Origin of the sequence: Sesame phyllody phytoplasma (assembly GCF_018390775.2) — a bacterium.
GTDB classification, from domain to species: Bacteria; Bacillota_I; Bacilli_A; order Acholeplasmatales; family Acholeplasmataceae; genus Phytoplasma; species Phytoplasma australasiaticum.
Window position 1 is genome coordinate 59,661 of the sequence record NZ_JAHBAJ020000001.1, and the last position, 16,486, is coordinate 76,146.

Consider the following 16,486-nt stretch of genomic DNA (forward strand, 5'->3'; position numbering starts at 1 on the left):
ATTTACCATGTTTCCATAATATGAATATCTTCTGGATTAAAAGAAATTCCTATTTTAGTATTTTTTTCAATAAAATCGGTAGTATGAATTAAATAATTTCTATATTTAGTCTGAATAATTACTTCCCAATAAACCCCTTTAAATGATATAGAATGTACTATACCTGTAATTAAACCATCTTTATAATCAACAATATCTATATCTTCCGGTCTTATAACTATATCGACTATTTGATTTTTGCGAAAACCATAATCTATACAACGGAATTCTTTGTTATCGAATAAAACTACGAAATCATCTTTCATAATGCCGGAGATTAGATTAGATTCTCCAATGAATTGAGCTATAAATTTGTTGGCTGGTTCATTATAAATATCTTCAGGATTCCCTATTTGTTGAATAGCACCTTGTTTTATAACTACTATTTTATCACTCATAGTTAAAGCTTCAGATTGATCATGCGTTACTACTATAAAAGTAATACCGAAAATTTTTTGCATTTCTTTTAATTCGTATTGCATTTCTTGTCTTGATTTTAGATCTAAAGCTGCTAAAGGTTCATCAAATAAAGCTACTTCAGGTTCATTTATTAAAGCTCTAGCGATAGCTACTCTTTGTTGTTGACCGCCGGATAATTGGTAAATATTTCTATTTTCAAATCCTTGTAAACCCACTAATTTTAGATAATGTAAAACTTTGTTTTTGATAAATTCTTCTTTTGTTATGGCGCATAATAATTTCTGATGTAATTGGCTTAATATTAATTGTTGTTGGTTTTGAATAATTTTTATTTCTTCTTTTAAATCTATTTTTAATTGTCTAATTTTAGGATTTTCTTTATAAAATGGCCACCATGAAAGTAAATAATTTTTATTTAAGCTATCTTGAATTATTTTTATTTTATGTTTATACTGTTCTTTAATTAAATTAATTTTTTGCTCTGTGATTCGATTAATGCTTTTTATTTTTTGTTTAGTTTCATAATTTAAATCTTTTACTCTTAAACCGAAAGCTATATTTTCTAAAACATTCAAATGAGGAAACAAGGAATAATTTTGAAATACTGTATTAATTAATCGTTTGTGCGGGGGAACATTTAGAATACTTTTATTTTTAAAAAAAATATCTCCACTACTACAAGTATCAAAACCTCCTATGATTTTTAAAATAGTGGTTTTACCGCATCCTGAAGGCCCTAATATAGTTACAAATTCATTGGTTTTAATTTTTAAATTAATATCTTTTAAAATTATTTGATTATTTATAACTTTAGTAATATTTTTTAGTTCTATCAAATTAGTCATATATATTATCTACCCCCCTTTTTTATGCTAATCAAGCTAATAAATAATAAAATTAATTGGTTTATAAATTTTTCCAAAAATATTATTATCATTTATTTGCTAAAATAGCTAAAAAAGCTTGTTGAGGTAATTTTACTTTTCCTAAAGCTCTCATTTTCTTTTTTCCAGCTTTTTGTTTTTCTAATAATTTCTTTTTTCTAGTATGATCTCCGCCATAACATTTGTCTGTAACATTTTTTCTTAAAGCTTTTATATTTTCTCTTGTTATAATTTTTTTTCCAAGAGCCGCTTGAATTGTTATTTCGAACATTTGTTTAGGTATTAATTCTTTTAATTTATTACAAATTATTTTACCCTTAGTATAGGCAAAATCTTCATGTACTACTAAAGACAACGCATCAACAATTTCAGAATTTAATAAAATATCCATTTTTTTTAATTTACTTGGATAGTAATTTTCCATTTGATAATCAAAAGCAGCATATCCTTTGGTTGCAGATTTTAATTGATCAAAATAATCATAAATAATTTCACTGAAAGGCAATAAATATGTTAAGATTGTATTTTGATTTTCTAAATATTTGATATTTTGTAAAATACCTCTTTTATTTTGTGTTAATTTCATTACTGGACCTATGTATTGCTCTGGGCACGTTATAAAAGCTTTAACAAAAGGTTCTTCGATTTTTTCGATTGCTTGATTTTGAGGCCATTTTTGTAGATTATCTATAATAATTTTTTGATTTTGTTTGGTGTAAACATGGAAAATGACTGAAGGCGCAGTAATAATTACTTCGATTTTGAATTCTCGAATAATTCTTTCTTTAATAATATCCATATGTAATAAACCTAAGCAACCAATTCGAAAACCCATTCCTAAAATATTAGAATTAGATTTTTCATAAATTAAAGATGAATCATTTAATTTTAATTTTTGTAATGCTTCTTGAAGGTTAATATATTGTTTATGTTCGGCAGGGTAAAATCCACAAAAAACTACAGGGTTAATAACTTTATATCCTGGCAAAGCATTTACTTGGATATTTTTATTTAAAGTAATAGTATCACCTATTTTAACGTCATCAATATTTTTAATAAAAGCGGTTAAATAACCTACATCTCCTGTAGTTAAAAATGGTTTTATAACGGGATTTGGTTGAAAAGTACCTACCTCGATAACTTCATAAATAGCTTTACTTTTTATAAAACGTATGCGATCTCCTTTTTGGATAGTTCCGTTAATTATTCTAATATGAGGTATTACTCCTTTATAATTATTAAATTTTGAATCAAAAATTAAAGCTTGTAAGGGAGCTTCAGGGTCTCCTTTAGGATAAGGAATTTTTTTTATAATTGTTTCTAAAACATCTTGAATTCCTGCACCTGTTTTCCCGCTAGCTAATATAATTGAATTTATATCGATTTTTAGAAGATTTTGAATTTCTTGTTGAATTTTAGGTATATTAGCGTTTGGTGCGTCTATTTTATTTATGACAGGTATAATTATAAGTTTATTTTCTAAAGCTAATTCTAGATTTGATACAGTTTGAGATTGTATTCCTTGAGTAGCATCTACTACTAATAATGCTCCTTCGCATGCTGCTAACGAACGTGAAACTTCATATCTAAAATCGCTGTGACCTGGCGTGTCAATTAAATGCATAATATATTCTTGTTTTTGCAAATTATGATATTTTATTTGAATAGCGTTTAATTTTATAGTTATCCCCCTTTCTTGTTCTAAAGCCATTGAATCTAAAAATTGAGGTTTCATTTCGTGTTTTTTAATAGTATTTGTTATTTCTAAAATTCTATCAGCTAAAGTAGATTTACCATGATCTATATGTGCAATAATAGAAAAATTTCTTATTTGTTTTTGTCTTTGTTTGATTTTATCAAAATCCATGCTTTTTTATACAATCGACTTTCTTTATCATTTATATAATCATTAAGAATTTTTTTATGTTATTGGTGTAATTACGTATTTAGTATTATACAATAAAAAAAATTTATATAGATAAATTAGATTTTAAATTTTTATTAATTTTGCTTACTATATTAACATTTTTTTATTATAAATTTTGAGATTTTTTATATTTTTTAATTTATATTTTAGTTAATAATTATTAATATATTAAAAAAATCTTTTTATTTACTAAATAATGATAAAAAATAAATTATTTTTCGAAAAATTTATATTTATGTTTTAATATATTTTTTTTAATATTGATAAGTTATGTTATTTATTGAATTTTTAGTTTATTTATGATAATTGTTAATTTAATATAAAAGCTATTTTTTTTATTGGAATTATATTATTTATTTTTATTTTGTCTAACTAAAGAAACATAATTAAGGTATCTACTTTTAGTAATTAATCCTTTTTGATAATTTTCTATGATTTTACATTGTTTTTCTTCTATATGTAAACAATTATTTCCGAAAAAACATTGTTCAGATATAGAGCAAAAATCTGGGTAAAAATTTTTAATTTCATGATTTTTTAAATTTGATAATTTTAACTTAGAAAAACCAGGTGTATCCGCTAAATAACCTTGATGGCACATATATAATTGGGAACTAGTTGTTGTATGTTTTCCTTTAAGTGAATGCATAGAAATCGATTGAGTTTTCACATTAAGAGAGGTTAAATTATTAAATAAAGTGGATTTACCCACACCAGTTTGCCCTGCTAAAATAGTTGTTCTATTTTTTAATGTTTTAATTATAGAATTTATAGTATTTTTTTGTTTAGCATTAATATATATTACAGAATACCATTTTTCATAATATGATAATTGAGGTTGAATACATTTAAGTTCTTCTTTAGTTATTAAATCTTTTTTAGTTAAAATTAAAATTATTTTAATATTTAACTTTTGTAAAATAATTAAAAATTTATCTAATAACTTAAAATCTATTGTAGGTTCAGTTAAAGAAAAGATTAATAGTACTTGATCAATATTGGCTATATTCGGTCTTTCTAATTCGTTTTTACGTTTTTGCACATTAATAATAAAAAATTTGTTTTGTTTTGATTCATATTCTACTACATCTCCGATTTTAATAGGGCAATGGTATAAAGATTTGGTTGTTTTATTTTTTTTATTAAAATTTTCCATTTTACCTTTAGGTTGAGCAATTATAGTATTTTTTTGTAATAAATCGATAACGACATACTTAGTAATTAAGTTTTTAATAATAATTCCTTTATACACAATATAAAGCTCCTATTTATTATGTATAGTATTTTATCTTATTTGTGCTTGAAATTTAATTTTTAAATTATTTTCTATTTGATTAATAATTTGCTCTACTTTATTTTTATTTAAATTATTATTGATATTTTCAAATGTTAGACGAAAAGATAAAGAGTAATATTTTTGATATTTATTTTTGTTATTAGAATCTGGAGTATATATATCTAACAATTCGCATTTTATTAAAATTTTTTGAAAATTTTGTTTTAAACTTTCGAATATTTGTTGAAAGTGAATTTTTTTATTTATCCAAAAACTTAAATCTCTAGTTATATAAGGTAATTTGTTAATTTTTTTAATTATTATATCTTGTTTTAAAGATTTTTTTAAAATCATATCTAGATTAATTTCAGCTATAAAACTTTTATTTAAATGATATATGTTATTTAATTTTGGATGCATTTCTCCTATAAAACCAATATTTTTTCGGTTAATTTTAATGTTAGATTGCGCTCCCGGATGCAAATTAAAATATTTTTGGGTAGGACAGAAAGACATATTAATGTTTAAAAAATTAGCTATTTTTTCTAAAATCCCTTTTAAAATAAAAAAAGAACTTTCTATATTTTTTTTTAACCAGTGATTTTTTATTAAATAACCGCTAATACCTAATGATAAATGCAAAACTTCTTTATTTTCATAAAACACATTAGATATTTCAAAAAAAGCATTATCTGTATTTTTATTTTTCTGATTAAACTCTAAAACCTCTAACATGCTACCGCTAAGAGATTGTCTAAGAATTTTTCTTTCTTCGGTAATAGGTTTTATCACTGATAGGTAATTTTGATCATGATAAAATAGGTTAAAAAGTTTTTCATTAACGAGTTTATATGTTTTAATTTCGTAAAAACCTAGGTTTGCTAATAATTTTTTTAATTTAATTATATATTTTTGCTCAGAATTACGCTCTTTAAAATTATCAATAAGGGTATTAATTTGTTTGTTATTATAACCAGTTAATCTGACTAAATCTGATATTATGTCTTCAGGTGTAGTGATATCATAACGTCTTTCAGGAGCTTGCGCTATAAAATAATTTTGAGGTTTCGATATAAATTTTATTTTATAATTTAATCTTTTTAAATTATTTATGATTTTTTTAGAAGATAATTTTAAACCGACTTTTTTATTGATTTCATTTAATGTTATTTTGATTTCTGGATTATGATATTTTTGTATTTTTTGAGACATAATATTTTTATGTACTATACCGTCAGTTAATTGTTGTATTAAAAATGTAGCTTTTTCTAATGCTGTTTCTATTAAACTTTGATCAATTCCTTTAGTTAATCTTAAAGTTTTTTGATTATTGATTTGGTGGTGTTTGGATATTTCAGAAATACTTTCTATATTCCAATAACTACTTGTAATAATTATTTTTTTTGTTTTATTTGTAATTTCATAATTTGAGTTATTTAAAATATCCGCTAAAGAGATGATATCGTTATTATTAGTGATTACTATATCTTGTTGATCTCTCAAAAAATATGTTTCTTTCGAATTAATAATTTTTTCATTTTGTTTAGCGTTTCTTATTTCAATCTGTTGGTTATTGAATTGATCGGCATCTAAAACATTTAATGGTATACCATATTCGATTATTATTAAATTAATAACATCTATAACATTATTTACAGGTTCTATTTGATTTGTTATTAGTAAATTACGTAACCATAAAGGGCTGGTTTTTATTGTTAAATTAGTTATATATCTTATATTATATTCATAACAATTTTTACTTTTAATATTTATACTAAAAGGGTTTAATTTGTCTGATTCACGAGGATTATTATGGTTTTTTGGATAATTATTTAATTCTGTGATAGATGATTCTAATATAGATTGTAGATCTTTAGCGAAACCTATATGCGATAAAAGATCTGCTCTGTTAGGTGTTAAAGCTAATGTTATAGTGGAGCCCTTTAAATTTAAATATGTTAAAGCGCATTGACCAATAGGAGCTTGATCATCTAAATATAAGATTTCACCTTTTTCTGACTCTATTAAATATTTTTCAGATAATTTTAATTCTCTATGTGATATTAATATTTTGTTAAATACTTCATCATCAGAAATATTCGTAAATGGGTTTTTATTATTAGTGATATTAAAATTTGGTGAATTATGTTCTATTAAAATAATAATTTTCTTATTTATTAAAAATTTATCATAATCAATACTATTATTTAGCGAGATAGATACTATATTTATGCCAATATCTACTTTAATGGTTTTGTGTATAATTTGGATAATTTTTCCAATAATATATTTTTGGTTATTTTGTATTTTTAATTGAGGATGGATCGATTCTATTTTATCTACTTCTGTTATATGATTATTAATTAGAAATTTTAAATTTTTAGGAATAGATGTGGATAAATATTTTTTTAAAATGTTTTCGTTGATAATCATGATATTTTCTCTTTTTTAATTATTTTTTCATCTAATTTATGTTAATAGGTTTAAGTATATTAATTTAATAATGAAAATTGTTTTAAAAATCTTAAATCATTATTGTACAAATCTCGAATATCTTCTATTTGATATTTTAACATAGCTATGCGTTCGATACCCATACCAAAAGCGAATCCTTGATATTTAGCAGGATCAAAACCACCCTGTTTTAATATATTTGGATGTATTAATCCTGCTCCCATAATTTCAAGGTAAATTTTTTCTTTATTTTTTTTTGTTAAGATCAAATCTACTTCTAAGCTGGGATTCGTAAAAGGGAAATAAGATGGTCGAAAAAAGATTTTTTGTTTTCTGCCAAAAATGTGTTTTATTAGTGTATTAATAGTGGTTTTTAGGTTTTCTAAATTAGCTGTGTAATCAATGACAAATCCATCTAATTGTGTAAATTGATGACTATGAGTTGCATCATCTTTATCTCTACGATAAACATTTCCTGATGAAATTATTTTTAAAGGTTTATTAGGGTTTTGTAACATAGCTTTAATTTGCATTGAAGAAACATGAGTTCTTAAAAGTTTTTCTTTTTTGTGATCCAGATAAAAAGAATCTTGCATATCTCTAGCTGGATGATCTTTGCTTATATTCATAAGTTCAAAATTATATAAATCTGTTTCTATTTCTTGACTTTCATAAATAGCGTAACCCATTTTTAAAAAAAAATTTTCTAATTCTTCAATTGTTTGCGTTAGGGGATGTATACTGCCTTCTGGGAATGAAAATCCAGGTAAAGTAACATCTATTTTTTCTTTTATTATTTTTTTGTTTAATTGTTTATTTTCTAATTTGGTTTTATTAATTTGGTAAGCAAGAAGAGAATTTTTTTTTAATTCATTTATTTGTTGTCCTAATTCTTTTTTTACTTTTATATCACATTGTTTAATATATTTAAATAATTCTATGAAATATTTATTAAATCTATTAAATTGAACATCTAATTGATGTAGAGAATTTATTTTATCTAATTCTTGAATTTTTTCTTTAATTTTTTGTTTTAAATTTAATATTTTTTGTTGTAAAGTTTCATTTTTATTATTCATTTGGTTAATTTTAATTTCCTTTGTTGGTTCTTACGATATATAAATAAATTTTAGTAATAACTAAAATTTTTGTTTTATCTTGATAAAAGTTTTTTTGATATTAAAATAATTTTATTAAATTTGAGATTTAGTGTTTATATTTTGTTTTGATTAGCGAAATATTTTTTAAAATTTTTTATTTTAAAACTTTTTAGTTTTTAAAATTTTAATTTTTATTTCTATGATATTATAATATTATCATAATTATAATTTAAAATATTTAAATTTTAAATTACCATAATTAATTTAATTTAAAAATTTAATAAGATAAAATTTTAACTTATTTAAATTTTATTTTTTTATGAAATTTAACTCAGAGATTTATAATCAATGTTTTATTTATGTATAAAAAAAATTAATAAAATAATATACAAGGATAGGAAATTAATTTTGAAAATATAACGTTTCAATATTATTTTGGATTTTATGAATATAATTAGACAAGCTGTTTTTATTAAAAGTATTACTAATTTAAAATATCGCCCTATTCCGCATTTATCTGAATTTTTATTAATAGGACGTAGTAATGTTGGTAAAAGTTCTTTAATAAACGCCTTAACTAATCATAAAAGATTAGCTTTATTTTCGAAAAGACCAGGTAAAACAATAACTTTAAATTATTTTTTAATCAATAATTATTTTTATTTTGTAGATTCTCCTGGTTATGGCTTTTCTAAAAGGGATAAAGAATCGCGTATTAAACAAATGTTAATGCTTCATAATTTTATTAGAAATAATAAGTTTATTAAGATTATTTTTCAAATAATTGATTTTAATATTGGACCAACTTCATTAGATTTGCAAATGTGTCAAAAATTTATTAAATATAAAATTCCTATTGTAGTAATCCTTAATAAAAAAGATAAAATTAAAAAAAATTTCATAATACCTCAAATTCGAGTTATTAAGCAATCTTTTGAGAATAATTTTTGCAATATTACAGATTTTTATTTATGTTCTTGTCGGGATAAAGATGGTATTCCGGAAATTATTAGTTTTATGTTTAAAAATTTAGATGTATAATAGAAATTATTATAAAAAATTTTTATAAGAAAAATAAAAAATTTAAGTTTTTTGATAATTCAGTTTGTTTGTTAATATTTGTACGGGAAGTGGTAGAATATTACTACCTATTTATCCTAATTAGGAAATCATAAATGAGAAATTTAAATTTAAATAATATGAATAATAAATATGACTTTAAAATTATTGAAAAAAATAGATATGCTGATTGGTTAAAATATAAAGAATTACAAAAAAAAAGTAATTTTTCTAATTTACCTAATTTTACTATTGTTATCCCTCCTCCTAATATTACAGGTAAATTACATTTAGGGCATGCTTGGAATAATATTTTACAAGATAATCTTATTCGTCGCAAAATGTTAACAGGTTATAATGTTCTTTTTGTTCCAGGAATGGATCATGCTGGGATAGCTACGCAAATAAAAATTAAACAAGAGCTGCAACAAAAAGGTTTTTGTATTCATAAATTAACTAAAAATATTTTTTTGGAATTTGCGAATCAATGGCAACAAAAATATATTAAAGATATCCGTAAACAATGGCAAGATTTAGGACTTTTATTAGATTATGATTATGAACAATTCACTTTAAACCCTTCTATTAGTTCAACTGTTGAAAAAGTTTTTGTATCTTTGTATAAAGAAGGTTTAATTTATCGTGATTATAAAATAATTAATTGGGATTCTAGTGCTCAAACTACTTTATCTGATACTGAAATTAATGAACGTAATGTTTTAGGTAAATTATTTTATTTAAAATATTTTTTAATAGAAGATAAAGTTTTAAGTGATGATTTTGTTATAGTAGCAACTACTCGTCCTGAGACTATTTTTGGAGATCAGGCTGTAATGTTTCATCCTAATGATAAAAGATATCAACATTTAATTGGTAAACAAGTTGTAGTTCCTGGTACTAGTTTAAAAATACCTATTATTGCAGATGAATATGTTGATATGTCGTTTGGTAGTGGATTATTAAAAGTTACTCCTGCTCATGATTTTAATGATTTTCAATTGGGTCAAAAACATAATCTAAAATCAGTTTTATGTATTAATTCTGATGGATCTATGAATGAATTGGCAGAGCAATATAAAGGGTTAGATCGTTTTGTCTGTCGCGAAAGGTTAATTTCAGATTTAGATAAAAAAAATCTTTTATTTAAAATAGAAGATTATAATCATTCTCTTCGTTTTGCTAATATATCAGGAATTGTTATAGAGCCGCGTCTCTCTTTGCAATGGTTTTTGAAAACCAAAGAATTAGCTAAGTTAATTTTAAAAAAACATAAAATTAATTTTTTTCCTAAAAGATTTTTAACATTATTTAATCAATGGTTAACTAAGATAGAGGATTGGTGTATTTCGCGTCAATTGTGGTGGGGACATCCTATTCCTGCTTGGTATAATTCGAAGAATGAAGTTAAAGTTCAAATAGAAGATCCGGGTAGTGGATTTACGCGTGATTCAGATGTTTTAGATACATGGTTTTCATCTTCTTTATGGCCTTTATGCGCTTTAGGATGGCCTAATAATCAAAAATTATTTCGAAAACATTTTCCAGTAGATGTTTTAGTTACCGGATATGATATTTTAACTTTTTGGGTAGTTAAAATGGTTTTACAAAGTATGTTTTTTTTAAAAAAAATGCCTTTTAAAGATGTTTTATTACATGGTTTAATTAGAGATGATAAAGGTCAAAAAATGTCTAAATCAAAAGGTAATGGTTTGGATCCTAAAGAGATTATTGATCAATATGGGATAGATTCTTTAAGGTGGTTTTTGACTACTAATTCTTCCCCTGGTTTAGATTTTTATTTTGATAGAAATAAAATTATTTCAAGTTGGAAGTTTGCTAATAAATTATGGAATATTGGTTTTTTTATTAAAAATAATCTTTCCACATTATCGACAGATTTTGATCAAAGTAAATTATTTTTGCCAGAAAAATTTTTATTAACTAAATTATCCACTTTACTAAAAAAAATAGATGTATTGTATGATAAATATGAATTTAGTGTTATAGGTAAATTGGTATATAATTTTGTTTGGGAAGAATTTGCTAACTGGGGTTTAGAATTTTATAAAATTTGTTGGCAAGATATCGAGAAAGATCCTGAATTAATTTCAAATAGTCGAAAAGTAATTCTTTATATTTGGAAGACTATTTTATTAGTGTTACACCCTTTTATGCCTTTTATTACGGATGCTATTTATGAAGAATTAGATTTAGGCATTTCTATTATTTCAGAAAAATTACCTATTTTTAAATTCAATGATTCTATATCTTTATCTGTTTTTGAATCTTTAAAAAAATTGGTTACTAAAATTCGTCAATTTCGCCAAATAAATTCTTTGAATAAAATTTTTTTATTAGATTTATATTTAGAAGTACCTTTAAATTGTCTAAATGAATTTCAATTAATATTATTTGAATTAAAAAAAATTTTTCAAGCATCAGAAATAAAATTAGGTAGTACTTCTCCATGTAATAATAATTATGAATTATTATTTGCGGATAAAAATATTTTTATTTTTATAAAAAGAACATTGTTATTGAAAATTAATCAAGAACAAAATAATAAAAATTTAAATTCTCAACTTAATCAAATTTTAATTGAATTAAAAAGAAGTGAAAATCTTTTGAAAAATAAATCTTTTTTGGATAAAGCGGATAAAAGTAAAGTTCAAGAAGAAAAGGAAAAATATAATAAATATTTATTACAATATAAAAAAATAATCAAAAAAAAATAAATTTAATTTTTAGGTAAAAATGGTTTTTTATTATGTTATTTTCTAATTCTTATTTAAATGTTTTTTGTTCATTATCTAAACAACCAAAAGCTAATGTTATTATCACTCATGGTTTAGGAGAAAGTTCTTGTGATTATTTATTTTTAATTGATTTTTTAGTTAAAAATAATTTTAATGTAATTTCATATGATGTGAGAGGTCATGGTAAAAGTTTAGGTAAAAGAGGAGATATTAAAAGTTTTCATATTTTTTTAGATGATTTGGCGCAGTTAGTTAAAAATGTTAAACAAAATTCTTCTATGAAAATTTTTTTAATTGGTCATAGTATGGGCGGAATCATTGTTAATAATTATGTTATTAAATATAAAAATATAAATGGAGCGGTTATTAGTTCTGCTCCTAGTAGAGAAGTTTCAAATATTTGGTTAAATTATCCTTTTTATTTTTTTAGTTGGTGGCAAAGAAAAAAACTTAATTTTAATTCTTCTAAGATAGCGCACGTTCCTTTGGGTAAGGGTTATCATCCTTATCGTTTGGAATCCGTTAGTTATCGTTTATTAAGAAATTTGTTAGTTTTGAGTATGCGTTATTTAAATAAAAATTTTTCTTCTTATTTGACTCCTGTTCTATTACTTTATGGTATTCAAGATAAAATAATATCTTATAAAAATGGCATTCATCTTTTAGATTCTATTAAATCTAAGGATAAAAATTTAAAATTATATCACGAAACATATCATAATTTATTTCATGATATCGAAAAGTCTAAAATTTGCAATGATATTATATTATGGTTAAATGATAGGATTTAATTACTTTTTATATTTAAAATTATTATTAAGTTTTTGATAATTAAACTCCCATTTTATTATGTGTTATCTATTTGTAACAAATTTTATGAATAATTTGTTTAATCTTTTAAATTAATGAGGTAAATCTATGAATAAAGAAGATATTATTAAAATTAGTCGTTTATCTTCGGATGAAATTTGGGATTTTTTTAAAATGCAAAAAACCGGTTTAACAACAGAAGAAGTTCGCAAAAGACAAATGTTATATGGTTTAAACGTTATGAAAAAGAGTAAACATTTTTCTTTTGGTAAACAATTTATTAAACAATTTTTTTCAATGTTTGCTATTTTATTATGGATTGCTGGTTTTTTAGCTTTTATTATCCATGAAAAAGCTATTGGTATAGCTATTGTTTCAGTGGTAATTGTAAATGGTATTTTTTCTTTTTTTCAAGAATATAAGGCAGAAAGAATTTTATCTTCTTTAAGTGATATGATTCCGAAACAAATTCAAGTTTATAGAAACAATAAGATAGAAATTTTAGATACGCAAAAATTAACTATAGGAGATTTAATTTTTTTAGAAATGGGATCTATTATTCCTGCTGATGTTCGTTTAATAGAAGCTAATAATTTTTTTGTAGATAATTCTACATTATCAGGTGAAACCATTCCTTTAAATAGAAACGCTTTAAAAAACGATCATAGTGATAATATTTTTGAAATTCCTAATTTAGTTTACGCTGGTACTACAGTATCTCAGGGAAGCGCTAAAGGTATTGTTTATGCTATTGGAGAAAATACTCAAATAGGAGAAGTAGCTAGATTAGCTCGTAATATTACTAAAAGCACTAGTACTTTAGAATTAGAGATACATAGAGTAGTTAAAAGAATTAGCATTTTAGCCGCTTCTTTAGCTGTTTTTGTTTGTTTGATTTGTTTGTGGCGTTTTAAGTTTCAAGGGGAATCTAGTTGGTTATCAGCATTAAAATCTGCTATTGTTGTAGCTTTAGGTATGTTAGTAGCAAATATTCCTGAAGGTTTATTACCGACTATTAACTTAAGTTTGGCTATCGGTACCCAAAGAATGTCTAAACAAAAGGCTTTGATTAAACAATTATTTTCTGTAGAAACTTTAAGTTCTGCTACTGTTATTTGTACCGATAAAACAGGAACTTTAACGGAAAATCAAATCACTTGTAAAAAATTATTATTTCCTGGAGGTTTTGTCGATATTACTGGTCATGGATTACAAAAAAAAGGTAATTTTGATAATAGTAATGGTGATATTTTGGTTAATAATAAAGTTATTTCTAAAATATTAATAGCAACTATTATGTGTTCGGAAGCCAATTTGATTGATTTAAATTCGGAAAATATTAATTTTAATATTACTGGAAATCCTACAGAAGCAGCTTTATTAGTGGCAGCTACAAAATATGGTTTAAATATTCAACAAATTCGTAAAAATTTTATTATTGATAAAATTAATCCTTTTAATTCAGAAAATAAAAAAATGAGTGTTTTGGTTCATAATTTAGCTCAAGAATATTATGATATTGACAATAAATATCTCTTTGTTAAGGGCGCACCTGATGTAATTTTAAATAGTTGTAATCTTCAATATAAAAATAATAAAGTTAGTGATTTTACAACTTTGGAAAAAGATTATTTTGTGAATTGTAATGAGCAATTATCTAGTGAAGGTTATCGTATTTTAGCTATTGCTTATAAAAAAATAGAAAATCCTGAACAAGAAAAACAAGAAGAGGATATGGTATTTTTAGGGTTTGCAGTTAATTTTGATCCTCCAAAAATAGAAGTTCGTCAGGCTGTAGAAGATTTATTAAAAGCGGGTTTAAAAATTACTGTTATTACTGGAGATTATGGTCCTACTGCTATTTCAATTGGTAAAAAAGTGGGTTTAATTCGAGATGATAATTTTTTAAATATTGATGGTTCTCAATTAGATAATATGTCTCCTATAGAGTTACAAAATATTTTAAAAACCGAAGTTCCGATATTTTTTTCCCGAACTACTCCAAAACATAAATTGAAAATTACTGAAGCATATGCTCGAAATAATGAGATTGTTGGAGTTATTGGTGATGGTGTTAATGATATTTTAGCTATGAAAGCTGCTCATATTGGTATTACTATGGGTAAAGATACTAAAGATGTTGTTTTGAATGCTGCTGATATGATTTTGTTAGATAATAATTTTTCGACAATACCAAAGGCAGTGATAGAATCTAGAGCTATTTACGCTAATATTAAAAAGTTTATTAGTTATGTTTTTTGTTCGAATATTCCGCAAATTTTTCCAATTATTTTTATGGCTTTATTTAAAATGCCACTTTATTTAACTGTTATGCAAATTCTGGCTATAGATTTAATCACAGATTTATTACCTGCTATAGCTTTAGGAGCAGAAGAACCAGAAGAAAATTTATTATCTCAAAAACCTCGTACCTCTCGAGATCATTTATTAGATACTAAATTATTAAAAAGAAGTTATGGTTTTTTAGGTATTGTAGAAGGTATATTAGCATTAATATTTTTTTTACATTATGGCGGTTGGTCTTTGATGCGTCAAAATATTCCTTTTAAAATGATTGCTCAGCAAAAAGAGTTCATTTTCGCTTCTACTATGGCTTTCGGTGCAGTTATTTTTTCTCAAATAGGTAATGTTTTTGCTTGTCGATCTGATAAGTTTTATTTTTGGCAAACTTTTACAAAAAAAAATAGACTTTTATTTGTAGGCATTTTGTGTGAATTAATATTGTTTATTTTAATTTCTCAAAATATAACTATTTTTAATAGTTTTTTTGGAACTACTTTTATTACTTGGCAGCATTATTTATATTTGAGTTTATGTATATTAATTATTTTAATTATGGATACTATTTATAAATTTATAACTAATAATATGCAGTCTAAGTAATGCTATTAATATCTAAATAAATTTTATAGTTTTTATTATAATTATTTTTTTATTTATTATAAATTTATTTATATTTTCGAACTTTTTTAGTTAATAAAAAAATTCAATGGAGTATGATAATAAATGTATAAATTAATTGTAGGATTAGGTAATCCGGGTTTAAATTTTAATTTTACTCCTCATAATGTAGGTTTTATGTTAATTGATTATTTATTGAAAGAATTTCGAAAATATGTTGTAATCGAAGAAAATAGTGATAAATTTAATTTAATTTATCGATGTCGTATTAATGATCAATGGACTTTATTACTTAAACCTCAAACTTATATGAATTTGTCAGGTTTAGCTCTTAAAAAGGTTATAAATAAATATGATGTCAGATTATCAAAAATATTTATAATTCATGATGAAATAAATTTAGATGTAGGTAAGTTCAAAATTAAACAAAATGGTAATGATGGAGGACATAATGGTATTAAAAATATTATAGATGTTTTAAAAACACGAGATTTTTTAAAATTAAAAATCGGTGTAGGTCATGATTGTAATATCCCTTTATCACGATATGTTTTAAAAAAAATGAATCAAAAAGATATCGATTTGATTCATTCGAATTTTGTGTTATTTAAACGATTAATAGATATTTTTTTGACTACAAATTCTTTAGAATCTTTATTTATGACAATTAGTAATTTTAAGAAAAATAATTAATTGTTTTTGGATATCAAAAAAATAAAGAATAAAATGTCAAATAAATATTGACAATATAGTTTTTTTCAATTACAATTATTGTGTTACTTTTATACTGTGGAATAAAAAAAATAGCCCTAAGGTATGTTTTTTGTATATTTTTTTGT

Annotated in this window: 10 protein-coding genes; 5 read left to right on the forward strand and 5 right to left on the reverse strand. The window is 23.2% G+C overall.

Annotated elements, in window-relative coordinates; all coding sequences use genetic code 11:
- Positions 1-2: 2 nt before the first annotated feature.
- From KHD59_RS00255 to pheS, 5 genes are all read right to left on the reverse strand, one after another.
- On the reverse strand, positions 3-1,304 hold the full coding sequence (locus tag KHD59_RS00255; protein ID WP_213680289.1) for an ABC transporter ATP-binding protein: 1,302 nt from the start codon (positions 1,302-1,304) through the stop codon (positions 3-5).
- Between the two features lie 88 nt (positions 1,305-1,392).
- Positions 1,393-3,210, reverse strand: coding sequence for a translation elongation factor 4 (lepA, locus tag KHD59_RS00260; protein ID WP_213680290.1), 1,818 nt, complete (start codon positions 3,208-3,210; stop codon positions 1,393-1,395).
- A 409-nt stretch (positions 3,211-3,619) separates the two neighbouring features.
- Complete coding sequence (gene rsgA / locus KHD59_RS00265) at positions 3,620-4,522, reverse strand: ribosome small subunit-dependent GTPase A (RefSeq protein ID WP_213680291.1); 903 nt, start codon at positions 4,520-4,522, stop codon at positions 3,620-3,622.
- A gap of 33 nt (positions 4,523-4,555) precedes the next feature.
- A complete protein-coding gene (gene pheT / locus KHD59_RS00270; RefSeq protein ID WP_213680292.1) occupies positions 4,556-6,979 on the reverse strand; it encodes a phenylalanine--tRNA ligase subunit beta in 2,424 nt (807 codons plus the stop codon).
- 59 nt (positions 6,980-7,038) lie between these two features.
- On the reverse strand, positions 7,039-8,079 hold the full coding sequence (gene pheS, locus KHD59_RS00275; RefSeq protein ID WP_213680293.1) for a phenylalanine--tRNA ligase subunit alpha: 1,041 nt from the start codon (positions 8,077-8,079) through the stop codon (positions 7,039-7,041).
- A gap of 465 nt (positions 8,080-8,544) precedes the next feature.
- Here pheS and yihA point away from each other — a divergent pair, with 465 nt between their 5' ends.
- From yihA to pth, 5 genes are all read left to right on the forward strand, one after another.
- On the forward strand, positions 8,545-9,141 hold the full coding sequence (gene yihA / locus KHD59_RS00280) for a ribosome biogenesis GTP-binding protein YihA/YsxC (RefSeq protein ID WP_004995414.1): 597 nt from the start codon (positions 8,545-8,547) through the stop codon (positions 9,139-9,141).
- Positions 9,142-9,275: 134 nt separating this feature from the next.
- Entirely contained in the window at positions 9,276-11,894 is a 2,619-nt protein-coding gene (locus KHD59_RS00285; RefSeq protein ID WP_238120193.1) for a valine--tRNA ligase, read from the forward strand.
- Positions 11,895-11,926: 32 nt separating this feature from the next.
- Positions 11,927-12,706, forward strand: coding sequence for an alpha/beta fold hydrolase (locus KHD59_RS00290; RefSeq protein ID WP_213680294.1), 780 nt, complete (start codon positions 11,927-11,929; stop codon positions 12,704-12,706).
- A gap of 127 nt (positions 12,707-12,833) precedes the next feature.
- Positions 12,834-15,629: a cation-translocating P-type ATPase gene (locus tag KHD59_RS00295; protein WP_213680295.1), complete on the forward strand. Its 2,796-nt coding sequence runs from the start codon at positions 12,834-12,836 to the stop codon at positions 15,627-15,629.
- A 123-nt stretch (positions 15,630-15,752) separates the two neighbouring features.
- Positions 15,753-16,340: an aminoacyl-tRNA hydrolase gene (gene pth, locus KHD59_RS00300; protein ID WP_213680296.1), complete on the forward strand. Its 588-nt coding sequence runs from the start codon at positions 15,753-15,755 to the stop codon at positions 16,338-16,340.
- Positions 16,341-16,486 lie beyond the last annotated feature (146 nt).

Excerpts from the sequence above, each read along its gene's own strand:
- KHD59_RS00255 (WP_213680289.1), bottom strand. The coding sequence starts at position 1,304 with ATGACTAATTTGATAGAACTAAAAAATATTACTAAAGTTATAAATAAT.
- lepA (WP_213680290.1), bottom strand. The coding sequence starts at position 3,210 with ATGGATTTTGATAAAATCAAACAAAGACAAAAACAAATAAGAAATTTT.
- pheT (WP_213680292.1), bottom strand. The coding sequence starts at position 6,979 with ATGATTATCAACGAAAACATTTTAAAAAAATATTTATCCACATCTATT.
- pheS (WP_213680293.1), bottom strand. The coding sequence starts at position 8,079 with ATGAATAATAAAAATGAAACTTTACAACAAAAAATATTAAATTTAAAA.
- yihA (WP_004995414.1), top strand. The coding sequence starts at position 8,545 with ATGAATATAATTAGACAAGCTGTTTTTATTAAAAGTATTACTAATTTA.
- KHD59_RS00285 (WP_238120193.1), top strand. The coding sequence starts at position 9,276 with ATGAGAAATTTAAATTTAAATAATATGAATAATAAATATGACTTTAAA.
- KHD59_RS00290 (WP_213680294.1), top strand. The coding sequence starts at position 11,927 with ATGTTATTTTCTAATTCTTATTTAAATGTTTTTTGTTCATTATCTAAA.
- KHD59_RS00295 (WP_213680295.1), top strand. The coding sequence starts at position 12,834 with ATGAATAAAGAAGATATTATTAAAATTAGTCGTTTATCTTCGGATGAA.
- pth (WP_213680296.1), top strand. The coding sequence starts at position 15,753 with ATGTATAAATTAATTGTAGGATTAGGTAATCCGGGTTTAAATTTTAAT.